25 protein-coding genes and 1 pseudogene are annotated in these 22,038 nt (G+C 51.6%); 4 read left to right on the top strand and 22 right to left on the bottom strand.

Annotated elements, in window-relative coordinates:
- Positions 1 to 11: 11 nt before the first annotated feature.
- The 14 genes and pseudogenes from SK62_RS15730 to SK62_RS15665 all read right to left on the bottom strand — a co-directional run bounded on the left by SK62_RS15730 (position 12) and on the right by SK62_RS15665 (position 8,559).
- Complete coding sequence (locus SK62_RS15730; RefSeq protein ID WP_048249712.1) at positions 12 to 539, bottom strand: phage tail protein I; 528 nt, start codon at positions 537 to 539, stop codon at positions 12 to 14.
- Entirely contained in the window at positions 532 to 1,428 is an 897-nt protein-coding gene (locus SK62_RS15725) for a baseplate assembly protein (RefSeq protein WP_048249709.1), read from the bottom strand. Before SK62_RS15725 ends, SK62_RS15730 begins: the two co-directional genes overlap by 8 nt.
- Positions 1,415 to 1,783 (bottom strand): GPW/gp25 family protein, encoded by a 369-nt coding sequence (locus SK62_RS15720; protein WP_048249707.1) that lies wholly within the window; start codon positions 1,781 to 1,783, stop codon positions 1,415 to 1,417. The genes SK62_RS15725 and SK62_RS15720 overlap by 14 nt, the downstream gene beginning before the upstream one ends.
- A complete protein-coding gene (locus SK62_RS15715) occupies positions 1,780 to 2,361 on the bottom strand; it encodes a phage baseplate assembly protein V (protein WP_048249706.1) in 582 nt (193 codons plus the stop codon). Before SK62_RS15715 ends, SK62_RS15720 begins: the two co-directional genes overlap by 4 nt.
- A complete protein-coding gene (locus SK62_RS15710; RefSeq protein WP_048249704.1) occupies positions 2,358 to 2,996 on the bottom strand; it encodes a phage virion morphogenesis protein in 639 nt (212 codons plus the stop codon). The genes SK62_RS15715 and SK62_RS15710 overlap by 4 nt, the downstream gene beginning before the upstream one ends.
- Positions 2,989 to 3,459: a phage tail protein gene (locus SK62_RS15705; protein ID WP_048249702.1), complete on the bottom strand. Its 471-nt coding sequence runs from the start codon at positions 3,457 to 3,459 to the stop codon at positions 2,989 to 2,991. Before SK62_RS15705 ends, SK62_RS15710 begins: the two co-directional genes overlap by 8 nt.
- A gap of 210 nt (positions 3,460 to 3,669) precedes the next feature.
- Positions 3,670 to 4,107, bottom strand: coding sequence for a DUF2570 domain-containing protein (locus tag SK62_RS15700; protein WP_048249700.1), 438 nt, complete (start codon positions 4,105 to 4,107; stop codon positions 3,670 to 3,672).
- Positions 4,104 to 4,649: a lysozyme gene (locus SK62_RS15695; protein ID WP_045346399.1), complete on the bottom strand. Its 546-nt coding sequence runs from the start codon at positions 4,647 to 4,649 to the stop codon at positions 4,104 to 4,106. Before SK62_RS15695 ends, SK62_RS15700 begins: the two co-directional genes overlap by 4 nt.
- Complete coding sequence (locus SK62_RS15690; RefSeq protein WP_048249698.1) at positions 4,633 to 4,935, bottom strand: hypothetical protein; 303 nt, start codon at positions 4,933 to 4,935, stop codon at positions 4,633 to 4,635. Before SK62_RS15690 ends, SK62_RS15695 begins: the two co-directional genes overlap by 17 nt.
- Positions 4,926 to 5,126 carry a tail protein X gene (locus SK62_RS15685; protein WP_048249696.1) on the bottom strand — a complete coding sequence of 67 codons (201 nt, stop codon included), beginning with the start codon at positions 5,124 to 5,126 and terminating at the stop codon, positions 4,926 to 4,928. Before SK62_RS15685 ends, SK62_RS15690 begins: the two co-directional genes overlap by 10 nt.
- Complete coding sequence (locus SK62_RS15680) at positions 5,126 to 5,650, bottom strand: head completion/stabilization protein (protein ID WP_048249694.1); 525 nt, start codon at positions 5,648 to 5,650, stop codon at positions 5,126 to 5,128. The genes SK62_RS15685 and SK62_RS15680 overlap by 1 nt, the downstream gene beginning before the upstream one ends.
- 98 nt (positions 5,651 to 5,748) lie before the next feature.
- A pseudogene (gene gpM, locus SK62_RS15675) lies at positions 5,749 to 6,604 on the bottom strand (phage terminase small subunit).
- A gap of 45 nt (positions 6,605 to 6,649) precedes the next feature.
- Entirely contained in the window at positions 6,650 to 7,699 is a 1,050-nt protein-coding gene (locus tag SK62_RS15670) for a phage major capsid protein, P2 family (RefSeq protein ID WP_045342159.1), read from the bottom strand.
- 23 nt (positions 7,700 to 7,722) lie between these two features.
- Positions 7,723 to 8,559: a GPO family capsid scaffolding protein gene (locus tag SK62_RS15665; RefSeq protein ID WP_047357580.1), complete on the bottom strand. Its 837-nt coding sequence runs from the start codon at positions 8,557 to 8,559 to the stop codon at positions 7,723 to 7,725.
- Positions 8,560 to 8,718: 159 nt separating this feature from the next.
- Here SK62_RS15665 and SK62_RS15660 point away from each other — a divergent pair, with 159 nt between their 5' ends.
- Together SK62_RS15660 and SK62_RS15655 are read left to right on the top strand one after the other, a co-directional pair.
- Positions 8,719 to 10,449, top strand: a complete 1,731-nt coding sequence (locus tag SK62_RS15660; protein ID WP_048249691.1) for a terminase large subunit domain-containing protein — start codon at positions 8,719 to 8,721, stop codon at positions 10,447 to 10,449.
- The gene (locus SK62_RS15655) at positions 10,449 to 11,507 is read left to right on the top strand and encodes a phage portal protein (protein WP_048249689.1); all 1,059 of its coding nucleotides are present in this window, start codon (positions 10,449 to 10,451) and stop codon (positions 11,505 to 11,507) included. Before SK62_RS15660 ends, SK62_RS15655 begins: the two co-directional genes overlap by 1 nt.
- 677 nt (positions 11,508 to 12,184) lie before the next feature.
- Here SK62_RS15655 and SK62_RS15650 read toward each other — a convergent pair.
- The 8 genes from SK62_RS15650 to SK62_RS15620 form a co-directional block, all read right to left on the bottom strand.
- Positions 12,185 to 14,407 (bottom strand): S8 family peptidase, encoded by a 2,223-nt coding sequence (locus SK62_RS15650; RefSeq protein ID WP_048249687.1) that lies wholly within the window; start codon positions 14,405 to 14,407, stop codon positions 12,185 to 12,187.
- 11 nt (positions 14,408 to 14,418) lie between these two features.
- Positions 14,419 to 15,558, bottom strand: a complete 1,140-nt coding sequence (locus SK62_RS15645) for an AAA family ATPase (RefSeq protein WP_048249685.1) — start codon at positions 15,556 to 15,558, stop codon at positions 14,419 to 14,421.
- Positions 15,559 to 15,691: 133 nt separating this feature from the next.
- A complete protein-coding gene (locus tag SK62_RS15640) occupies positions 15,692 to 18,106 on the bottom strand; it encodes a replication endonuclease (protein WP_048249683.1) in 2,415 nt (804 codons plus the stop codon).
- A gap of 209 nt (positions 18,107 to 18,315) precedes the next feature.
- A complete protein-coding gene (locus SK62_RS15635) occupies positions 18,316 to 19,302 on the bottom strand; it encodes a DNA adenine methylase (RefSeq protein WP_048249681.1) in 987 nt (328 codons plus the stop codon).
- On the bottom strand, positions 19,295 to 19,462 hold the full coding sequence (locus SK62_RS23065; protein WP_170934348.1) for a hypothetical protein: 168 nt from the start codon (positions 19,460 to 19,462) through the stop codon (positions 19,295 to 19,297). Before SK62_RS23065 ends, SK62_RS15635 begins: the two co-directional genes overlap by 8 nt.
- Before the next feature lie 82 nt (positions 19,463 to 19,544).
- The gene (locus tag SK62_RS15630; RefSeq protein WP_127312821.1) at positions 19,545 to 19,826 is read right to left on the bottom strand and encodes a hypothetical protein; all 282 of its coding nucleotides are present in this window, start codon (positions 19,824 to 19,826) and stop codon (positions 19,545 to 19,547) included.
- On the bottom strand, positions 19,826 to 20,008 hold the full coding sequence (locus SK62_RS15625; protein ID WP_048249677.1) for a hypothetical protein: 183 nt from the start codon (positions 20,006 to 20,008) through the stop codon (positions 19,826 to 19,828). The genes SK62_RS15630 and SK62_RS15625 overlap by 1 nt, the downstream gene beginning before the upstream one ends.
- A gap of 32 nt (positions 20,009 to 20,040) precedes the next feature.
- Positions 20,041 to 20,502 carry a hypothetical protein gene (locus SK62_RS15620; protein WP_226862217.1) on the bottom strand — a complete coding sequence of 154 codons (462 nt, stop codon included), beginning with the start codon at positions 20,500 to 20,502 and terminating at the stop codon, positions 20,041 to 20,043.
- A 123-nt stretch (positions 20,503 to 20,625) separates the two neighbouring features.
- Here SK62_RS15620 and SK62_RS15615 point away from each other — a divergent pair, with 123 nt between their 5' ends.
- Entirely contained in the window at positions 20,626 to 20,925 is a 300-nt protein-coding gene (locus SK62_RS15615) for a helix-turn-helix domain-containing protein (RefSeq protein WP_048249675.1), read from the top strand.
- Positions 20,926 to 20,994: 69 nt separating this feature from the next.
- Entirely contained in the window at positions 20,995 to 22,017 is a 1,023-nt protein-coding gene (locus SK62_RS15610; protein WP_048249673.1) for a phage integrase, read from the top strand.
- The last annotated feature ends 21 nt before the right edge of the window (positions 22,018 to 22,038 follow it).

Raw genomic sequence — 22,038 nt, 5'->3', positions numbered from 1 at the left:
TGTGTTCTCACTTATCCGGGGTAAACCGTGATGATGTCGCCGTCATAGGTAAGGGCACCGGTGTAGAGGTAGCCGGGTATGTCCTGAATAATATTTAGCCCGATAAGATGGCGGCTTGCGGGCTTGGCATCGGCAATGAGCCGCTCCATTTCGTAATACATTTCCTCGGTGATACCAGACTCTAATACACCGATATCAAGGCGAAATGTGCCTGGGGGATCGTTGGTTTCCCACCACTCTGTAACATTGATGATGTATCCGAGTGGCTCAACAACACGGCGTAATGCGCCGATGGTGCCTTTGTGCCGGTGAATCAGCCAGGCGTCACGGATAGATTGCCGTTTGGTCTGCTCCGGCCAGTCCTTATCCCACCTGTCTACTGAAAGCGCCCAAGCCAGATAGGGCAGAAGACTCACCGGGCAGGTATCTGCGTTCCATAAGGTGCGAAGCATTACCGGAATATCAGTAATCATCTCCGCCACCTTCTCCGCGTTTCGCATGAAATCACTTGCCGATGGAGGCAGCAGGCTATTACTCATCGGTTCCCCCTTTGCTGATAGCGAAAGACGTGCATCGCGCCGACTGCGTATCATCAATCACAAGATCGCTGGCAGGCTCCTGCAATTCCACCCGCTGCACACCCTGAACATGCAAGGCAGCCATGATGGCCGAACGGGCGACATCGCGACCAATTTTGCCCTGCTGAGTGAGCCATGACTGAAGGGCATTTTGCGCAGCGGTAAGGATCGGCTCAGACTCAGGGCCTGGATAAAAATAAAGCTGCGCCCTGATTTGATAATCAATAATTGCAGCACTTTGCACCGTGAGCCTGTCGCCAACTGGCCGTATGTTTTCGTCATTGAGGGCATTTCTGACACTGCTCAGTAATTCTGCCGATGCCGTACCGTCACCTTCTGTGGAAAGCACAGAAACGATCACGACAGCGGGCGACGGGCTGGTTGCTCTCGCGTCCGCCACTTTTCCGCTGACGCTCTTTGCAAAATATTCATATGCCCCGGTGGGCCCGGCCACGCTCAGGCCTTCAAATGCAGACTGAGCACGCAGGCGCAGCGCGGTATCACTTTCCGTTTCCGCGTCAGCAGTTGTCGTTTCCGGGGTGATGATCAGACGCTCGGTATTCAGGTTGGCCGCAAGGTTATCAAGATCGGTTGAGACGGCATGGCTCAGCATACATGCCGCGGCGCCCTCATTGATGCGCTGGCGAAGCGTCATTTCACGGTAGGCAATCACCTGAGCGATCACGTTCAGCGGTTCGGATTCCAGCTCCAGCGCGGCGGCAACAGATGGTTGCTGTTCCTGCGGGAATGCCGCAAGCATGACGGCTTTGACCTCGCTGAGTATGACTTCAAAGTCCAGGACTTCGATAATTTGCGGCTGCGGTAGCTGCGATAAATCAACTGTTGCCATTGCTGCCACTCCTGAGCGTCAACGAACTGCCAGCCGTCTGCATGGTTTCGGTGATAATGCCGACCAGTTCAGCGGTGACAGCGCCATCCTTTGAATAACTGATATTGATGCCGTTCAGGACAATACGCGGCTCCCACATCGTCAGGGCGATTACCGCCGCACTCATGCATTGCAGGCGTGTCACTTCGTTCTGTGGTTCATCCAGCAGATCTGGGATCATGCTGCCGTAATCCCGTCGCATCACCCGACTTGCCAGCGGCGTGGTCAGTATGTCGCGTACTGAATTCCAAAGCTGATCGGTATCGGTAAGCTGGCCCGTGCCGTCCGGATTCATGCCGATATAGCGGACTGTCATTTCGGCCCCCCTGTGTTGCTGCTGCCACCCTGCACACCGCCATGCACGTGCGAATGAACCGTCACCCCGTTAGACGAAAGCGATCCGCCAGAATGGGTAACATTGCCCTTCATCGTGCCGCCCTCCGACAGTTCGAACGTCCGCGCTTTCAGATGGTCGGTGCATTCTACAATCGGTGTTTCAAGCGTCACGCTGGCAGAGGCTTTGATATGTGCTGTCTTCATGCCCTGCGCTTCCAGCGCGCTGGCTTCTGCGTCATAGCGGAAAGAGGCACCGTCTGGCGCTGTCAGCACAATCTCTTTCAGGCTGCTGCCCGGCGCAGGGTTGTCACTGCTGTAGAGACTGCCGATAATGACCGCCGTTTCAGGGTTGCCACCGATACAGCCCAGCCAGACCTGTTCACCCACGGAAGGCGGCACCCATATACTGAATGCCCCGGCACGCGTGGTGTTCCAGCGCAGCCAGTCGGTCTGAAGCTCGCCGCTTTGCACGCGCACGCGCCAGCTCTCTTCATCAACGGCAATAACGACGCCGACGCGGAGGATATTTTCCAGCAGGCGGATAAGTTCAGCACTCATCGCGCGCCACTCCCCAGGCTGTTAAGCACCTTTTCCGTAATCATCTGCTCATCGCCAGCGGTAAAGCCCAGCAGCTCACGCACAGGATATTTAGCAAAGGCACCCGGCCCAACCTGATCGCGCTGGCCGTACTGGTGCACACGCGCAATGCGTGCCGCCACGCCGTCATAACCCACGGATGTGCCCCCTGCATCAGCGCGCATTTTGAGAAAGCGATAACTGCGCAGTCGCTGAAACATCGGCACCTTCTTCGCAGTGCTGCGGCGCACTGAGCGCGTATTGATCTCGATGTAACGCTCAATATCACTGCGGTAAAAGGTGCGAATATCGTTGCGCTCTTCGTCAAAGCCGGTAATGGTGCGCCCGTATTTCCCCCGGCCTCCATGCCAGTTTTTCAGGCGGCGGATCTCACCCTGCCAGACAAACATAATACCCTGCTGAGAACGCAGCACCCTGCGGCGTCGGGCAGGATACGGCGAACCTTCGGGGTTTTGCTGTGCTTTGATGCGCTGTTGCTGGCTCTTTCGCAGTGCCTGGCCAACCGCGCGGGCGGTGCGAACACGTCCGGCCTGAGAGGTGCCCGCGAGTATGTCACTGAATACCTGATCCAGCTCACGGAAGAGATCGTTACTCATGCGCGTCAGCCTCCCACGTTACATCTTCAAAGATGGTGCTCCAGTCGCCGTCCGCTGACGGTATGCGCGGTTTAGGTTCCGGTAAATGCTCCGCCCTGGGGATGCCTTTTGCGTCCAGAGTGACCTTTACGCGCTCGTGCAGCGGCATTTCAAAAAGAATGTCGGCGGTATCGTCGTTGTTGATAAGGGTCGTAAATTTAACGTTCCGGTTCTTCTCCGGGTTCAGCAGCAGATCGGGCTGGTTGTGCCAGAGCCATGCCATTAACGGCAGCGTGAAATCATCAATATCACCGGCAAAGTTCATTACAAACAGCACCAGGGTATAGCGGTACATAAACGATGGCGTTTCGCCGGTCGTCTCGATATTCCCTTCTTCCACAAAAACGGTGAAGGCTTCAGGATTGGCTCTGCACCATTTGTTAGCGCGGGTCAGGGTCTCGCGTAGTGAGTCAGCTTTCAGCATGGTGATACCTTCTTAACGCCCGAAACGTTCAATCGCGCCCGCAATGATCAGCAGATAAATAAGCGTCCAGTAAGGGTGAGCGCTCAGGTAGTCGAATAAAGTCATGGTGTTGCCCTCGCGTGGTCAGTCAGTCTTTTCAGGCGACGCAGATCGAGATCGGCTATCGCCGCCTTATCGGCGTTGCAGGTATCCAGCGCATCGCGCAGGCGGTCACTCCAGATGGCTATCGCGCCCCACGTTACCGGGGCGGTCAGTTCCGGCGCTGGCGTTGCTGCCGTCAGGCTTTCCGGCACCGGTTCGTGCACGATTTTCATTTGCGGCTGCGGCGGTACGGTGTTGCAGGCTGTTACTGACAGAAGCAGGCACAATAGTACTGGCACACGTATCGTCTTTGATGGCATCGCGCATGTATTCACGTCGCTTTTCTCCCTCGGCGTTTCTTTGCTGTTCGGTTGCCCGCAGCTGTGCAAGAACTTCGCGGGCGTCAGCAGTCAGCGCACGCAGCTCGCCCAGCACCTCACCATTGCTCTTCACCTCGCGGGAAAGCTCCTCGTTACGGACGGAGTCTTTACCGCGTTGATGTGTCTGCCAGAGCAGGCCACCAGAGGTCAGCGCCAGCAACGCACATAAGATGGCTGTAATCTTCACTTTCCAGACTCCACGTCACGCAGGCACCATGCCTTAAAATCCGTTCTCCGGTTAACCAGCCCCTGGCTGCGTTTACCGCCGCTGTTTACAAAGTCCGTCAGCCGATTACACATCGCCTGCCATTCATGCGCCTGCGCCTTCTTCCAGATGGTCGTGCGCTGCTTTCGCTTCTGGCCGTCCGTGAACCACATCAGTCCAGTACACCCCACATTAAGACCGGCATCCGTCATGGCCTCAAAGGCAGACTGCGGCATATGCGCGCCTTCAAAATTCTGGTTAATGCAGTTTTCAGCGTGCCGCATATCGTTAATCCAGCGACCGGCGATCTCACTGTCGCTGTACTCACGTTTTTCAACACGTCCCGTCGAACCAATTCCAACCGTCAGCACGCCAGCAGTGCAGTAGTAGGGCGTATTCCGGCAGTCTTCCCAGCCAGCAATCTTTTGCTGGCCTTCAGGCGTGGTTCGCAACGCGCCAGGACTCAGCGTTATACCCAGCGCAACAATGGCCGCAATGGAGCATTTTTTAATAAGCTGTTTCATCTTCCGGCTCATTCTGTTGCAGAAGGTCAAGCGCCCGGCGATCTGACTCACTCATCTGTCTGTGTTCTGCCTGCTCAAGGATCTGGTTAATCAGTTCGTTTCGACGCTTCTGCCCCCGTTCGATGCGGGCGCGATAGAGCCATCCACGGGCACCAAAAACCATCCCGACGAGAAGACCGGCCAGCGCAATCTTTTCGCTTAGTGTCATGACGCCGATACTCGTGACCATCGCTGACATCGTGAATGTCAGCCAGTCATTCAGGCGCTGAAAAAAACTTAATCCCATAGCTGCACCATCTCCTGTGTCGCTTTACGCGCGATTTCCGGCACTTCAATCTCCTGACCGGCATCAAGAAAAACCTGTTGGCTCAGTCCGGGATTGGCAGACAACACTTTTTCGGTCACGCCCTGCGTGGTGCCGTAGTGACGCCAGCAAAGCAAATCCACCGTATCCCCCTGCAATGCCTTCACTTTCATCAGCAAAGCTCCGCATAGAGGCGCGGGGTGTCGCGAATGTCAGCGATACTCCAGCGGGCATCCCGCCAGAGATCATCCCGTTGCAGGTCAAGCGCGGCGGCGTCTTTATCGCCTTTCGCCGTGGTATCAACGTCGCGATAGCCTTCAAGTACCAGCGCCCTGGCAATCGAATAGACTGCGCGGCGGAAGCGGTACACCTTCACGTTTTCACCATTGATAACCAGCTTTTCCGGCTCACCTGACGGCAGGGCTGAAGGCACATCTTCCAGCGTGTGAAAGCCTGCGCTGACCTGCGCGGCGCGCCAGTCCAGCAACTGCGCGGTGATATGGGCTACCGCTTCCGTGGTGACGTGCATCAGTCTGGACGTGGTGATACCGCCAGTGATGCGCGCGGCCAGACGGAGATCGGCCAGTTTAATCACTGGCCAGAAATCCCCTGCGCTGACGGTGGTATCGCCATCATCAACATCGGGGGTATCACTGTCGGCAGGCAACACACGCTTATTTGCCACAAGGCTGCTCATGCACTTATCTCCCATAAATCAGGCGGTGGGCGGGTGGTTAAAAGACCGTATACGGGCAGGTATCCACCCGCGCCGCCTGTCGGACGGGGCCGAAGTCGTTAATTCTTTTTCTGGCTGGCAGGCTTGCGCTTTGTCGCTTTGCCTGTTGCCGTCTTAGTCGTGGTCTTACGCGCCGTCGATTTACCTGCTGTGCTGGCTGTGGCGGTCTTTTCAGGAACAGGCTCAAGTACCGTCAGTTTTGCCGGTGCTGGCCGCGTCGCCTTCACCCGTGCCGCCATCCGCAGACAGCTTCTTAACTTCACGGGCAAGCGTGGCGATCTCTTTTTTCACCCCGGCATTAGGGTTTCGCGTCAGCGCCTCACGGAACAGCGCCAGCGCCTCAGCTTTGGTCGTGATATCAGTCGCACCACGGCGGGCAAGCGCGCGGGCTTTGCACAATTTGGCGCGTACCACATCCGGCATATCACTGTCGGCGACAATGTCCGCCACTTCATCAAGCACTGCGCTACTGGCCGATAAATCAGCGTCAGCATCAGCTGCGGCAAGCGTCAGCACCGGTTTGCTCATTTCTTCGGTCAGGAAGGTAGCTGCCGTACGGTTGAAGTTATCCGGCAGCGTCAATCCATGGCGCACCACATAGCGCCCCAGCCTCAACACAAGCGCATAGTCACGGCAGTCAATCGCCCAGACCATCAGCCTGGTAATGACTTCATCCTGCCGCCCACTGTCGCCGTCGAGCGTGCCTTCAATCCACCCGTCATATTCAGGCAGCATGGATTTTTTCATTTCGGCTTTGGTTTCTTCGGACTGCACGCCGCTGAGGCGGGACAAGTCCATACGCAGCCGATGCAGAATTTGCTCATGCGCGGTACGCTGGATATCGGATTCTTCATCCGCCTGGCCCCGGCGTTCTGCCATGACCCTCTGAAAATGTCGTTGTGCCGGTGTTAACATCGTCACTTCTCCCCGTCATGGCGGGGCAATGCCCCGCCGCTTCTGTCACTCGCCTGCCGCTTCGGCCTGGGCGAACTGAATGCCGTCAATGAACGCAACATTGCCGTAGTCTTCAATGACGAAGTCATCGTTTGAAGACTGATACGTTGCGACACGGTTGTATTCCGGCTCTTCTTTGATCGTCCGGCGCAGACCGCCGCGCTGGTAGTACACCGACAGGTTTTTGAACGGCGTGATCAGCACGCCATTCACCGGGAAGTAAGGCGCGATAAAGGTCGGCATATTGCCTACGCGCTCCTGCGCGACAATCAGCTGACCGGCCAGCATTTCGGTATTCGGGTTGGTCTGGCTTAACGCGTTGATGGCCGAGAAATTACTGCTCGTCAGCAGATCGCCCGCAAGAATCACCACGTTATCCGGGTTACGTTTGTGCCACTCATCCATCAGGCTGTTTTTGGCGTCGTACACCGCAGCGCCAAGGTTGCCGTAGGTGCCTTTTGCGACAATCTTGTTATCTTCATCGCGTGAGGTGATCGTCACATTGGAAATGACGCGGTGCGGCGCTTCCTGGCGGATTTTTTCCAGCCAGCCAATGCCACAGTCCTGCAATAGCGGGTTAGCGGCACGGTCAGACGGGTCGCTGTACTTCACGCCGTTAAAGCCAATCATGATGCGGTCAAGCGACATCTGGCGAGCCATCGCCTTACTGATCAGCGGCTGGAACTCCGGCATGTGCGCCCACGCATCAAGCTGTTCATAACTGATGCCGTAGTCATAGTTGACCTTGCGGCACATGTAATCGAACGGCTCCATTGAATGATTTGAGCCAGGGTTGCGACGACTGGTAACACTGTTGTTTACGCCAGCCATCGGGCCTTTGCTGCCGATCAGGACTTTCTGACCGATCTGCTGATTGACGCCAAACACGTTAATTTTGCTCAGGAAAGAATCATCCTGCTGTGCGGCCTGCTCAAGGCGCTGCTGACGCGTCGGATCTACGGCAAATTTTGCAGCAACGGCGGCGGTTGATACGCCGTTGAGCTGTGCCTGCCGGGCGATGTACTGATCAAATAACTGGCGGGTATTGTTATCCATGCTCTCTGCTCTCTTTGTGAATATCAGTAATCAGCCAGTTGCGCGTTAGCGCCACCGCTCGCGGGTGCACGCTGGCTGAAATTGGCGTCTGTGCTGCCCAGTTTGCTGGTCAGCGCGGCAAGATCGGTGGTCAGCTTCTGGATGGCCTGGCGGTCCTGCTCGCGGGCGCGGCTCAGGTCGTTGAAGTTGTCCAGCAGTTCGGCATGGGACTGAGCGACATTCTCAACGGCGTCACGCACCTGGCTGAACTGCTCACCGTCAGACTTACGGCCTTTGCCGATAATCCCCATGACACGCCCGAACCACTGTTTACCCTCATCGCTGCGCTGCTCAGCTAGTTCGATGATTTCGGCCTCAATGGCATCGGTGAACAGCGGGGCTTCACCCTGCTGATTGTTGAAGGACATAACCTGCTGACGCTGCTGCGCGGCAAACTTCAGGCGCTCGGTGCCGAGGCTCGCCGGGGTATCGGTCATTGCCAGCCCCATGACATAAGCCTTGCCGTTAAGCGCAAACTGCGGGTGCAGCTCAATGCTGGAGTAAATTTTCTTGCCTTCTTCCGTCAGCTTCTTCATGCGCTCAGAAGGTTCAATCTCGGCGTAAAGCGCGGTGCGTCCGGCGAGCGGGCCTTCACTGATATCTTCAGCACTCAGTGCTGTCACATCCCCCATTGCGCCGAAATCACTGCCGGGGAACGGCGAAAGGTAGTGCTCCACGTTAACGCGTGCGCCGTACACGTCCGGGCTGTAGTTTGCTGCTGCATCACGAAGGTGCTCAGGGCGAATTTCACGCCCGTCAACGGTGGCACCGGAGACAGCAACGCGGAATTTTTTACGGGCTGGTTTAGCTGCGCTGGCCATGTCGATAATCCTGTTGAGTGGTTTCTGTACGGCCATGATGGCAGAGCGTAACTTGCTGTCTCAACGAGGTTTTGTTGTCGGAGGAAGGCCAGACCATAAAGGGGGCGATAGTGGGATCGCGCGCGGGGTAATCTTCACTCCATAAACGTTGGAGGGCAGATGATACAGGACGCTTTTGTACGTCAGAGGGCAAAACAACTTTACTGGCAGGGCTACCCGCCAGCGGAGATCGCGCGCCTGATGGGGATTAATCAGAACACAATTTATGCCTGGAAGAAACGCGATGAATGGGATGAAACGCCGCCCGTCCAGCGCGTCAGCCAGTCTATGGATGCCCGCCTCATCCAGCTTACGGACAAGAAAGACAAGACCGGGGGAGACTTCAAGGAGATTGATCTGCTGACCCGGCAACTGAAAAAACTGTCTGACGGACAACCGGCAGGGGCTGGCACGGGCAAAAAGCCGCGCAGGCGCAAGCTGAAAAATCACTTCACCGAAGAACAGATCGTCGCGCTGCGGGAGAAAATTCTTGATTCGCTTTCGTGGCATCAACGCGGCTGGTATGAGCAACGCCATCACCGAAACCGCATGATACTGAAGTCCCGCCAGATTGGCGCAACCTGGTACTTTGCCCGCGAGGCGTTGCTTGATGCGCTGCGCGATGATGTGAAATACCCGTACCAGCGCAACCAGATATTTCTGTCTGCATCCCGCCGTCAGGCGCACCAGTTCAGGGGATTCATTCAGAAGGTGGCGGAAGAGGTGGACGTTGAGCTTAAGGGCGGTGACAAAATCGTACTGAGTAACGGCGCAGAGCTGCATTTCCTCGGCACGTCCGCTGCAACAGCGCAGTCATATACGGGCAACCTGAAGTTTGACGAATTCTTCTGGGTCAGCAACTTCACCAACCTGCGAAAGGTTGCAGGTGCGATGGCAACGCTGAAGGGGCTGACGCGTACCTACTTTTCCACGCCATCAGGCGAGACCCATGAGGCCTACCCGTTCTGGACGGGAGATCGCTGGAATGAGAAACGCCCGAAGGCACAGCGCAAAGCGTTTGATGTGGGCTGGAAAACGCTGAACAGCGGGCTGTTATGCCCGGATAAAACCTGGCGTCAGATTGTCACCCTGAAGGATGTGATAGACCACGGCTGGGAGTATACCGACCTTGAAGAGATTCAGGATGAGAACAGCGAGGATGAATTCCGCAACCTGTACATGTGCGAGTTCGTTCGCGACGGCGAGTCAGCCTTCAACCTTAACGCCCTGATTGGCTGCGGGGCAGATGGTTATGACGAATGGCCGGACTGGAAGCCTTTCGCGTCCAGGCCGATGGGTAATCGCCCGGTCTGGATAGGCTATGACGCCAACGGCAGCAGCGGCAATGGTGACAGCGGCGCGATTTGTGTTGTGGTGCCGCCACTGGTGCCGGGCGGCAAATTCCGCACGGTGGAAACGGAACAGGTACGCGGCCTTGAGTTTGAAGAACAGGCAAAAGTTATCGAAAACTTCACCTTTAAATACAACGTTCAGCATGTCGGCATCGACGTGACGGGCGGTAATGGTGAAGCTGTTTACCAGATAGTGAAGAAGTTTTTCCCGATGGCGATGCCTTACACCATGTCAATGACGTCAAAACGCGCCCTGGTGCTGAAAATGCTACAGCTGATCCGCGCCGGACGATGGGAGTATGACCGCAGCGAGCGCGCGCTGATCAATGCCTTTAACTCTGTTCGCAAGGTAAAGACGCCTGGCGGATTCATCACCTATGACACTGACCGCTCCCGCGGCGTCAGCCACGGTGATTTAGCCTGGGCGAATATGCTCGCCATTATTAACGAACCGCTGGGCCAGGAGAGTGGCAGCGGCGGGTTTGCTATGGAGTTCTGATGAAGAAGCGCACCTACAAAAACAAACACACCGCCAGTAGTGGCAGTGCCGGACAGCCAGATATCTCTGACGCACTCAGAAGCGATCCGGCGCTCAGCGCTTTCACGTTTGACGGGCCCTATTCGGTAACGGACGGCTATGATCTGCTGGACAGCATGTGCTGCGTCGATAACGGCCGGTACTACGAAACGCCAATAGACTGGAAAGGGTTAACCCGTGCGTTCGCACAATCCCCGCTGCATCAGTCGGCTCTTTACTTCAAACGCAATGTGCTGACCGGGTGCTATATCCCTCACCCCTTGCTGTCACGTCAGGCGTTCTCTGCGTTTGCGCTGGACTGGTTTGTCTTCGGCAATGCCTATCTTGAGCGTCGGTCTAATCGCCTGGGAGACCCGCTCAAACTCCAGCATGTTCCGGCCCTGAACACACGGCGGGGGAGTGACCTTGATACTTACTGGTTTATCCGGCAGTGGAAAGATGAATACGAATTTAAAACAGGGCAGGTCTGCCACATCATGAACCCGGATATCCATCAGGAAATCTACGGTATGCCTGAATACATGGGAGCGCTGCTGTCCGCCAGCCTGTCCCATTCTGCCGACAGGTTCCGCAAACTCTATTACGACAACGGATCCCATGCCGGATGCATTCTCTATGTCGGGTCGGAGAAGGTGGATCAGGAAAGCATAAAGGTGGTGCAAAAGACGCTGTCGCAGGCCAGAGGGAAAGGGTCCTTCAAAAACGTGCTGATCCACGCGCCGGGCGGCGGCAAAGACGGCGTGCAACTGTTGCCCTTCAGCCAGATATCGGCAAAGGATGAGTTTCTTAACATCAAATCAGCAACGCGCAACGATCTGCGCGACGCTCACCGCATCCCGCCGCAACTGATGGGCGCAATGCCGGAAGGCAACGGATCGCTCGGTGATGTTGAGAAAGCGGCGCGCGTCTTTGCCATCAACGAAATGTTGCCTGTGATGGAAGCAATGAAAGGCGTCAATGACTGGCTCGGTCAGGAAGTGATCCGCTTTAATCCCTACGCTCTGCTCAAAGACGAGTGACCCGTTCCACCCGCCGCACATCCTGCGGCGGTTCTCCTTCAGTAATTTTCAATCCTCGCATGACCGGCCACCACCTGAACACCACTCAGCGCAGCATTTACCCCCCTCACTCAGAGCGAATGAGCGCCATTCTGGCAGGCGCTTTCTGCAATTTACCCTGCACACAGCCGGAAGCGAGAAAACGCGCGGAGAAGGCGGAAAAGGCCGAGGAATGGCAATTAAAGGCATCCCCTCACGTCCCTCCGTCGCGTGGGCTGTTCCCCCGTCACCTGCGCGCGACATTTGCTTCGTTTTTTGTGCATTTGCCGAACCGTGGCCAGACCACACTGCCACAGGGCGGAAAGGGCATAAATAGCGTCAAAAAAATTGTGCAAGTTTGTGCACTATTGTGCGACAGAGAAAAGAGGCCAAGAAGAAAGGAATGCCGCCAAATCTAGCGACGTAGACAGGAAGGTGTCAGGCGTGATTCATTCATATATCCCACCCCTCAGCGCGCTCATTCCCTGGCCTCGCCTGCGCGCCAAACGTGCCTCTTTTTGTGCACTTTTGAAATACAGCCGGAACCGTAACAGAACTGGCGCGGAAGGGGATTAATAACATCAAAAAAATTGTGAAAATTCGCTCATATTCTTGCAGCGATAAAAAAAGCCTCAAAAATGAGGCTTTTAGATAGGTAACTAAGTTCTGACAGGGACAGTAGCTTGAGGCTGAATAGGTGCCAAAATTTGGTTATAACTTCGTAATATATCGTTATACAAATCCGGATGTTTATTTGCGGTTATCGTAAGTATCAAAGCATATTTAATTTTGTCAGCTTTGTTACTTTGTATCGCGCCTCCTCCTTGCCTTGCATTATAATGAATGTCGAAAACAGGTTTATTTAGAGACGTGCCACGCATACTTTTTGATGCATGTAGTACTGTCTCCCATTTCCCCATATCAGAACGACGCTCTTGTTCATTAGCATATTTTTTAAGCTCAAAAAAACCTTTAGTATCAGCGTTCTGAGCGCCTTGCTTTTTCTTATTCTCATCCGGTCGGAACGAAATTTCGAGGCCTGCCTTTGTGTAAGAGGCTGAATCCTGAGGGTCGACAGATGTTGAATAACAAAAGGTTGCTGTTAGGTTCACCATACCATTAAGACCGCCATCAGGTATTGGTAGTGCTGCTCTGAGATATTTGCCAGGCTTCAACTCTCCTTGATACACTATTCTGGCGACTCCATCAGGGCTTATAATTATATCATTAACATCTTCAGGTAGTTTTCCCCAACCAACTTCGGCATGGGAATAATTTTTTTGAGAACATGAATGAATCATCAGCGCTTTAATCGCTAACGTTGTTAGATTTCCACCCAAAAGGGCCTTGATTCCAACCGCAGTCCGTAATGCATATGGCGCAGCAAAGCTTGTACCCATTAGAGGTGCTATTACTGGATTTACATCTTCAGTTAGTACATGAAAATATTCGCTTTCTTCGCCCCCAAAAGCAACTAAGTCAGGCTTAATAACACCAGGGCTTCTGCCTGGCCCCATAGCACTATACGAGGAACGCGCCCATTTATTAGGATCTGTAGAATTAGCCGCTCCTATCGAAAGACCATTCACTGAGTCAGAAGGAACTTGAATCCTGGCATTGCCGGACTCTTGATCCATCTCACCATTGTTTCCTACAGCGATTGTCATGAGCGTTTCACCATCACTGAGCAGATCATCGATCACAGAAGTCCATGCATGAACTTCTGAATCCTCAATAGGCAAATTGGGCCCTAAACTCAAGTTAATAAATTGATACTGTCTAGAAAGAAGCACCTCTTCAATCAACCCTAGTGTTCTATAAAGCTCAAGCGGGTGTTCATTACAGATATCAGCATCTAAAACTCTCAAGTGATCAACATAAGAGTATGGGCGTGGAGCCATATTTCTAGCTTTTAATGGGCCAAAAAGAAAAGCAGAAGTTACTGCAAGGCCATGCTGCAACGCATCGCTATCATCTGCTGCACCATCATCCATAACTCGATATGAATTGAGCCATTTCTGTATTGAGTGTTGTTTAGGCAGGCCACCATCTAAAATAGCTGCTCTTAAATCACTTACTGGCGGATCACTTGGTAATAGCGTTTGAACTTGAGCTCCAGCGGCTCTTTGTATTGGACGAATACCGCGCAAAGGAGGTACGGGTCGGATTACCCTAACGAAAGTGAATAAGGATAAAATCTCAATTTTTTCTTTCCCACACTGTACAGGGACAAACCAAAGGTTACCCGCAGTAAAAGAAAGCTCTGAGTAAGGTGTAATATCGTTAGCTTCGGCATAACGCATAAAAGCAGACTGGACAAGGTCACTATTGTCACTAGGTAAAAGATGTACACCTACCTCGTAGAAGTCACCAGCCTCCTTCTTGCTAAAGGGTACGATTCTTTCTTCTGGCTTATAAGCAGAAAACGCTTCAATTCGCGCAAAGTCTATCGCTTGATCACTGCCAGCGTCTAGAGACTGTACCCAGGGCAGTATATTTTTAAAAGAAGAACGCTTACCCGCCACAAAAATCTGGGTAGTTGGAAACTCAGTCACTTCGACTTTGCGCTTCCAGCCGTCAGGCTTAATTTTAACGGTTTTACTTCCTATTGATTGCAGGTTGTTTTCTCTGAGTAAAGTGTCAGGAAAAAAAGAACGCGCAATATAACTAGGATTAAGTGTTAAACTAGCAACAGCATAATCGTTTGGGCAGGCACTAGCGGGTAAATCATCCAAATCAGATGTTGCTTGTTGAACTTGAGGTATTAGCCTTTGCTTTGCTTCAGCAAATGTATAAACCTCTGATTTATCCATGCCACGGCGAGGGCCTGAAACAGCACTCGCCAGCAACTCCCCACGACCTATTAGAAAGTTAGTAGCCATTACAATTCCTTTTATGCAATTGTGCCCTCAGAGGCACGACGTTTACGGATAGTATCTCGACTAACCCCGGTAATATCTGAGATAGAATGCTGCGAGAGCTTTGTCTTTTTACTGAGACTTAAGGCCACCTCCAGCTTCTCAGGCCTTTCCAATATAGAAATCCTACTTTTTATAAACTCTTCAATCAGTTCCTGATCAGATGCAATCCCTAATGCAACAGCTCTACGGAATTTATTTATTTCTTTTTCAATATTACTAAACGATTCATTTTTAAACGTTAAAGTCAAGATATCAACCCAACGTGAAAACATCGCAAAATCAGGCCCTGAAAATCTTCTTATTGCATCAGCAATATTTTCGGCATCCGGCCTGTCAAAGTTAACAATCATGTCGAAGCGACGCCATAATGCAGGATCAATTAACTCTTCGTGATTTGTGGCCGCCAACAACAGAGAATCTGTCGGCCATTCATCAACTTCCTGCAAGATGACTGTTACCAACCTTTTGAGTTCTCCAATATCAGAGTCATCACTGCGTTTTTTGGCTATTGAATCAATTTCATCAAGTAATAAGATGCATGGTTTTTTCTTCGCATAATCCAGTGCAGCTCGCAGGTTGTTACCGCTTTTTCCAAGATAACTACTCATAACAGCAGTTAAATCAAGTATATAAAAAGGTACATTAAGTTTTTTTGCCAACCAAGCCGCAGTTAAGGTTTTCCCTACTCCTGGGGGGCCTACAAAAATTGCAGATCGTGTTGGTGACAATCCCAAATCGTTTAACCGTTGGATGTTTTTACGCTCAAGTATGAGCCTGTCTAATACCAATTCATTTTTTTCCGAAAGCACTGGTTTCTCAAGTTCATCTTTCAAAACCGGCGTTTTTAGCAAACTTAGGCGCGACTCATCATCAACAGGCAAAGGCTGTTGAGAAATTGCAGGTGCAGGGCTGGGTGCCTTACGCAAACTGTTATGGCTACCCGCAGGTTTCGAACGCAAGTATTGATCAAGCTGAGCCGCTAAGTCAGGTGATGAGTCACGATACTTACGCACTAAGCGAGCGACATACAACCGAACATCATCATATTGTTCGGCTATAACCAGCCTGACTAGTTGGGCTAAATCTGACTGAATACCACTTAATTCGCCCATTGTAATTCTAACCTCTTAATTTTAAATAAAAAATACAAAAACATCATTGGACTACTTTTATAGTATTGCACTTATTCTCAGAACAGGAAAGGGGAATGCTATATGAAATTACAGTATGTTTTATGAATCACACTTACCTGGACGCCTGCCGCCAACGGTTGAGCAGTAAGTCCGCCTTGTGCCGAGCGAGCGTCTTACGCCAGTGCGTGTCCGCACCGGTCGTAACCAGTTCCCCGGTTATTAGATTGGCCCTATAAGTTGTATCGAGTACGGTAACTTCTCTCCCTTGTGCTAGCTTCATCGCCTGCACCGAGTTGATTTGGATTTTTCTTAATTTTGCCCAACTGATGATCTCATCTGACAGTACTGTAACATCCTCGCTTGCTGCATTTTCTTCTTGGCGTATAGCGTGTGCAGCTTTGAGATAGCTTTCAGCCCTAGCCCGGTCATAGTCGGTGCAATCACCGGCAGTAATGCTTAAAGCGAGCGCCTCAAACTGATCAGCAGGTGAAACACGCTGATTTGATTTGTGGTTTCTGATGTCTTCCGCAATCTGTTTTCTCTGATCTCGGCTCAATTGACCGATTTCAAATTGCTCTGGCTGCACTTCGCCTGTTGGCACAGTCAGATCTGGTGGATTTAAAGGGGGTGGAGCTGTATGTTTTTTGTACTCGGTACAGTTATTGACACGAGTCCAAGAGGGCGCAGACGCGCCCTTAAGGTCAAAATCCGGATCGGCGTGGTCTGAAGATTTAGGTTTCATCTTCACAATTCGATAAGAATGGAGGCGCGTTTCTACGGGCGGAATGCTGGAAGTAGGCATAACCAAACCCTTAATAGATTTCTGATATTCGCCATAGCTGGTCGGCTCGTTTTTGTATTGATACCAGGCGCGGAGGACAAGCCTGGAGCGGGAAACAAAAGGGCCACCCTGCAAAGTGATGTAACCCTGCCAATCTCCCGCATGAGCCGCGCGATGCAGCTCTCCAAAGACAGGGCTAACTTTGTCAGCTAACTCCTGATTTCTCAGGCGACGCAGCTCACGCCAGACTGACACTGGCGCTCCCCCTACAAACTGAAATTGCCGTATACCCCAGCATGACGCCCAGGCTGTTGCGTGCTTAGCGGTTTCCTTCAGTGGGCGTCCACTTTCGTGATCGCTCTCGCCGTCTAGGGCATAACCATCAATGTTTTTTGAGATGTATTTGACGACATAACCCGTAGCGCTACCCAAAGCCGGATCAATCGGCTTAAGTTCAAAGCGGGGCTGCTTACCAGACTTGCCAGTTAGCTCTTCCGCATCCTCACGCGTTGCGTAGTCTTCCATAACCTCTTTCAACTCCGCAGTGTGCTCTGGGGCTGTAAACAGCAGGCCATGCCAGTGCGGAGTACCGTCATGATGGGATTCAGCTACGCGAAGACCGAAAACAGGAATTTCGCGGCGTGCGAGTTCAGCGCGAATCTGTTGCCAAATTTGATTGAGATACCGCTGTGAACGGCGTGGGCTTGCTCCGTTCCACTTGTGGTTACGATGTCCAAACGCGGTATAGGCATGATATTTAGATGGGGCCGTGAGCGTGAAGAAACTTCCGGCATAACCGCTTTCCGTTGCCACCTTCTCAAAACCACCAATACGCGTCATAAGTTCTACACGGCGTTTTTCAGGGTTCGATACGCTTTTATCAATCTGCTCTATCAGCGACATGCGCTCACCAGTAACCTGATCTTCAAGTTCCAGGCGGCTCATGATTTCCCTGCTACGTTTGCGGCGGGCATCCCACTGTTTAACGTGATTTTTGCTGCAATAGGGGGAAACATCGCGGCGCACATCACCAAAGGCAATATGCAGATGTTCACGCCAGCGGCGCGTGTACTTTCGCAGCAGGCGTGACCAAAAACGATCATCAAGAATTTTTCGAATTGAAGCGGCCATTTCATCAAGTGGCATTTTGCGCCGTGAAGCCCAGGGCGCGATTAGCCCGAAGTAAGCAATTAGCCTTGAGCCTTCACGAAGCATTCGTTTGCTGTAATCCACAGGGCTAAGTACAGCACAGGCTTCACTCACTTCAGCTAAGGCTGCATTTGCATAAATAGCGATATCCTGAGCAAGTAAATCAATATCTTCGTCCGTGCTGTCAGCCAACTGATTGAACCGGCGCGTTAGCTCACGAAGGTTTTCAAACGTATGAAACAGTGGGTTTAATTCGGAAGAAATGATCCAGTCGCTGCCAACAGGCACGGCGTATTGCTCTGTAACTGCTCGCACGTGGGGAAGGTCGCGTGCCACGATATTGCGAAGGGTTAACTTTGCGATGTGACGCCCTTTGTCAGCGTGTACGGCATTTATGCGGGAGGAAACGCGGCGGCGGATAAATGTAGGTAGTGGTTTGAGGGTATCTTCAACCCACGCGAAAAACTCCTGCTCTTGACCCAGTTCATATAGATCAACAGCGGGAGTCTTATCGACAGCGATGGCCTGTTTGGGTTCATTCCACGGATAGGCGTACCGGGTCGCCTCGTTAAAGCTGCCCGGTTTATCCGTAGTCATAGAGTGAACACGACGCGCCTGAGTCACCGGCTCACCCTAGATTGCCACAGTGTCGCCGGGCTTTACTTCCCGCGCGTCACGTTCGGAATAACTGATTATCTCGGTGCTGCTGTAACCACCCTCACTAAGAACCTCAACGCGCGTGATCCAGAAATTACGGTATGGACGCACGTCCAGAACCTTAGTTACTACCGCCTCAACTGTATTCATCAGAACACCTCCTGATCTTCAAAAGCACCAGAAGCCACCATTTCTGAATAAGTCGTATCGCCCATTACAGCACCACAATCAGGACAGCCACCGCCTACGCGCCCGCAGCAATCACAGACACGCAGAGTGCCAATCACCTCGCCAGCCATATTACGAGTTTTAGCCCCAACTGAGCGCCGAACTTCAAAAGGCTTAAGGGTGAACGGGTAATAAATTTGGCGCGTGTCCGCGGTGTCACTACCTGAAAAAACGGACACACAACCTTCATTGTTATGAGCGGCGATTAATGCCCCAACCAGGTCACGGTGATCAGTTGCCGTGAAGGGCTTTCCATAAGCTGTGAAATCAGCCGTTGCGCTGGCTGGCAGGTATGGCGGATCACAGTAAATTACTGTGTTTTCAAATACACGGCTGGCAACAGGAATGGTGTAGCGGAAATCCGCACAAAGAAACTGAGCGCCTTTCTCATATGCCCTTTTAGAAAAGTGCTGAATCTCCGCCACAGGGAAAATTGGCTTGCGGCGATGTCCAAAAGGTACATTGAATTCATTCTTTGCATTTACACGATACAAACCGTTATAGCAGTGACGATTCAGATAAAGGAATAGGGCGGCGAATCTTATAAACTCTTCAGGATAATACAGCCTGTCATCGTGCCCTTTATTATCAGTGCATGAACAAAAATCACGATTGAATACATTAAATTCATTTCGATACTGATAATATGATTCTTTATTATTTCCGTCTTCAAAAAGTTCAGCGGCGGCATTCAACAAACCTTCAGTGTTACTTTTCAGAATCGAATAAAAATTAATAAGCGCGGCATTGCTATCGCACAGAATATAAGTCTTATAGTCAGTATTCAGGAAAACACTACCACTGCCCACGAAAGGCTCAACCAGGCAATCACCGTGGGGCAAAGCATCAAGCACATGCGACATAGCGCGAGACTTGCCGCCCGCCCAGATAAGAGGGGAGTTAACCATTTTTATGCTCCTTGTTTACTGCAACCTGTTCTCTGTTGGCGATCCAATCTTCCAGGCTGCGGTAAATTTCATTAGTGGAAAGCTTTTCTTTCTTCATCAGGTTTAATTTGATACGCAACAACCCAAGCAGGTGCGCGCGGTCATTTTTTTGAATTGTCATGTTCAATCCCCTGAAAAAAGATAAAGCGAAGCCCCGGTAAAAAAATGCCGTATATAAATCATTTCATAGTGCCGTTATTAAATCAGCGCGCGCCGCTATTCCAGTACGCTTCTAATTCTGCGGTGAATAATTCGCAAATTGAGCCCCCTGGAAGAATTGAAAATTGAATGCCTGTTTCTTTACAACGCACCTCAAAACCATTTCGCGCAATATCGGAAAGAGCCATACCCTGAGCAACATTACGCGATCTGCTGTATTGATGATCGGGGCCGTAGCCGCCACGCGATAAAGTGCGCGCACCATCTTGCCTGTTAGCATTTAAACGGTTTCGCGCTTCAATAACTGCTGCTGTTGAAGTTGTCATTAATGCCCCCGATGTAGCTGATCGATAGTCTGTCGAGCTTGAGACAATCCGAAGTCCAAACCCAGATAATTACCATCTTTGGTGATTTGATAACGCTGGCGCGAATACGGTTTTTTGCGTGGCAGCTTCACGATGGTGAAGCCGCGATAGATTGCTGTTTTGCTGTTGATCTGGATAAGCATTTTCAATCCCTGTACCTGTATACCCGCTGTTGTCATGCAATGCGGCTTTGCTGGCTGTGACTGTTGCGCTTGTGTGTTGAATGCTGGTTACCAGTTACACGGCGATATGTTTTCTTATCTCGCATCAACCGATCAATGAAGTGCTTTTCTTCTGGGGTAATCAGGGCGCGGCAATGCGCCACTGCATCCCAATATTCTTGCAGCATGATGAAACGTTTAGGACGTTTCGAACCGGGCATTCCTTCGCGATGAACTGGCAATTGTGCGCGGTCCATCAGGTTGCGAACGCTCTTTAACGTGCGGCCAGTCAGATAAGCAAACTCGACCGGCGTAACGAAAATCTGTTTTTGTAGTTCTTCGGTATTCATATCCCGGATGCTTTCAGCCTGCGCGGTTGTCATTTTGCACGTGCGAGCAACGCGAGCGTTGTCTAACGGGAATTGGCGTAAATGTTGAGATCCCGCCGTTAAATCAATTTCTCGTAATTGTGTCATTTGTTAGACTCCATACGTTGAGGTCATTTGAGGCTTAATGAGCACTAATCGGCTTCTGGTGGCACTGTGGGCAAATGTTGCCTGTGTGCTTAATTTTTATGATTGTGATGAGATCCTATCATTATGTCAATGACGCAAGGCGAAAAACTGGCGCTTATTCGCGACTCTGAACGTTTAACTAAAAGGCAAATGTCTGAATTAACAGGGTTAAATTATTCAAGTTATGGGGGGTATGAGCGTGATAAGACGAAAATGACGCTCGAAGCAGCAGTGAGTATTTTTGGACACCCTCGTTTTCATAAGTATCAAGACTGGTTTATGTATGACCGGATCGACCCAAGCCGGGGCCAGATCGCACCGGCTCTCGCACACTTTGGGCAAGAGACAACGCAATCAGACCACTCCGGGAAACAGACTGGTTAACTTTATATAAACATTACATTTTCACTATTTGTTACCAGGATAGTGAACTGACAATCGGAGGGTCTTCTTATGTCCGTTAAGAAACTCGAAGATGGTCGCTATGAAGTGGATGTAAGGCCGCGCGGGCGCGATGGAAAACGCATTCGGCGGAAGTTTGATAGAAAGGCAGAAGCGCACGCATTTGAGCGCAGTATCATTGCCAAATTTCAGAATCATGATTATCTGAATAAACCGGCTGATAAACGAAAGCTAAGCGAGTTTATTGCGCTTTGGTGGCAGTTGATTGGACGAAACAAAAACTATGCGAACCGCAGACTAAGCGCGGTTAATTGCATCTGCCAGGATATGGGCGACCCTATGCTTTACCAGCTTGATGCACGTTGCATTATTGATTACCGAGCATACCGGCTGGAGCAGGGGATTAAGGCTTCAACGATAAATCATGACCTTTTCGCCTTGAGTGGAATTTTCAAGTCAATGGCGGAGATCGACGAGTTCCACGGGGAAAATCCCGTGACATCGGTTTCCGCGTTGAAAGAGCCCAAAACCGAGATGTCATACCTGACACAGACCGAGGTTGATCGGCTCTTGTCGCTATGTTCCGGTGATTACTACCGCATAGCGATATTGCTGCTGGCTACAGGTGCAAGGTGGGGGGAGGCATACAATCTGAAAGCGGAAAATATTGTCGGTAACAGAGTCATGTTTACCCTGACAAAAAACGGTGAAAGGCGCGTTGTTCCGATATCTGATGATATCGCCAGGATAATTAAACACAGGGAATCAGGGCGACTTTTCCGGGTGAGTTACAAGACGTTCCGCTTGAGGATGAAAGAAGCAAAACCCAATTTGCCAGATGGACAGGCGGCCCATGCTTTGCGGCACACGTTCGCGACGCACTTCATGATGAAGGGGGGCAACATCATTGCCTTACAGAGAATCTTGGGTCATGCGGATATTTCGCAAACGATGGTTTACGCACACTTCGCTCCAGATTATTTACTGGACGCTGTGAGCTATAATCCTCTCAGCGGAATGTCCACATTGTGTCCACACTCTGGAGGCAAAGCGGGGGATTTGCGGGTTAGTTAAGTCTGTAAAATACTGATTCGG

It is taken from the genome of Enterobacter sp. BIDMC109, assembly GCF_001037885.1.
Taxonomy (GTDB): domain Bacteria; phylum Pseudomonadota; class Gammaproteobacteria; order Enterobacterales; family Enterobacteriaceae; genus Enterobacter; species Enterobacter hormaechei_C.
This window is presented reverse-complemented; position numbering and strand designations above follow the sequence as displayed.

Coding starts and splice junctions, on each gene's coding strand:
- SK62_RS15650 (WP_048249687.1), bottom strand. CDS start 14,407: ATGGCTACTAACTTTCTAATAGGTCGTGGGGAGTTGCTGGCGAGTGCT.
- SK62_RS15630 (WP_127312821.1), bottom strand. CDS start 19,826: ATGACAACTTCAACAGCAGCAGTTATTGAAGCGCGAAACCGTTTAAAT.
- SK62_RS23065 (WP_170934348.1), bottom strand. CDS start 19,462: ATGACAATTCAAAAAAATGACCGCGCGCACCTGCTTGGGTTGTTGCGT.
- SK62_RS15655 (WP_048249689.1), top strand. CDS start 10,449: ATGAAGAAGCGCACCTACAAAAACAAACACACCGCCAGTAGTGGCAGT.
- SK62_RS15670 (WP_045342159.1), bottom strand. CDS start 7,699: ATGGATAACAATACCCGCCAGTTATTTGATCAGTACATCGCCCGGCAG.
- SK62_RS15615 (WP_048249675.1), top strand. CDS start 20,626: ATGTCAATGACGCAAGGCGAAAAACTGGCGCTTATTCGCGACTCTGAA.
- SK62_RS15610 (WP_048249673.1), top strand. CDS start 20,995: ATGTCCGTTAAGAAACTCGAAGATGGTCGCTATGAAGTGGATGTAAGG.
- SK62_RS15695 (WP_045346399.1), bottom strand. CDS start 4,649: ATGAAACAGCTTATTAAAAAATGCTCCATTGCGGCCATTGTTGCGCTG.
- SK62_RS15710 (WP_048249704.1), bottom strand. CDS start 2,996: ATGAGTAACGATCTCTTCCGTGAGCTGGATCAGGTATTCAGTGACATA.
- SK62_RS15685 (WP_048249696.1), bottom strand. CDS start 5,126: ATGAAAGTGAAGGCATTGCAGGGGGATACGGTGGATTTGCTTTGCTGG.
- SK62_RS15715 (WP_048249706.1), bottom strand. CDS start 2,361: ATGAGTGCTGAACTTATCCGCCTGCTGGAAAATATCCTCCGCGTCGGC.
- SK62_RS15725 (WP_048249709.1), bottom strand. CDS start 1,428: ATGGCAACAGTTGATTTATCGCAGCTACCGCAGCCGCAAATTATCGAA.
- SK62_RS15625 (WP_048249677.1), bottom strand. CDS start 20,008: ATGCTTATCCAGATCAACAGCAAAACAGCAATCTATCGCGGCTTCACC.
- SK62_RS15690 (WP_048249698.1), bottom strand. CDS start 4,935: ATGGGATTAAGTTTTTTTCAGCGCCTGAATGACTGGCTGACATTCACG.
- SK62_RS15730 (WP_048249712.1), bottom strand. CDS start 539: ATGAGTAATAGCCTGCTGCCTCCATCGGCAAGTGATTTCATGCGAAAC.
- SK62_RS15635 (WP_048249681.1), bottom strand. CDS start 19,302: ATGGTTAACTCCCCTCTTATCTGGGCGGGCGGCAAGTCTCGCGCTATG.
- SK62_RS15705 (WP_048249702.1), bottom strand. CDS start 3,459: ATGCTGAAAGCTGACTCACTACGCGAGACCCTGACCCGCGCTAACAAA.
- SK62_RS15620 (WP_226862217.1), bottom strand. CDS start 20,502: ATGACACAATTACGAGAAATTGATTTAACGGCGGGATCTCAACATTTA.
- SK62_RS15665 (WP_047357580.1), bottom strand. CDS start 8,559: ATGGCCAGCGCAGCTAAACCAGCCCGTAAAAAATTCCGCGTTGCTGTC.
- SK62_RS15720 (WP_048249707.1), bottom strand. CDS start 1,783: ATGACAGTCCGCTATATCGGCATGAATCCGGACGGCACGGGCCAGCTT.
- SK62_RS15645 (WP_048249685.1), bottom strand. CDS start 15,558: ATGGGCGAATTAAGTGGTATTCAGTCAGATTTAGCCCAACTAGTCAGG.
- SK62_RS15640 (WP_048249683.1), bottom strand. CDS start 18,106: ATGACTACGGATAAACCGGGCAGCTTTAACGAGGCGACCCGGTACGCC.
- SK62_RS15680 (WP_048249694.1), bottom strand. CDS start 5,650: ATGAGCAGCCTTGTGGCAAATAAGCGTGTGTTGCCTGCCGACAGTGAT.
- SK62_RS15660 (WP_048249691.1), top strand. CDS start 8,719: ATGATACAGGACGCTTTTGTACGTCAGAGGGCAAAACAACTTTACTGG.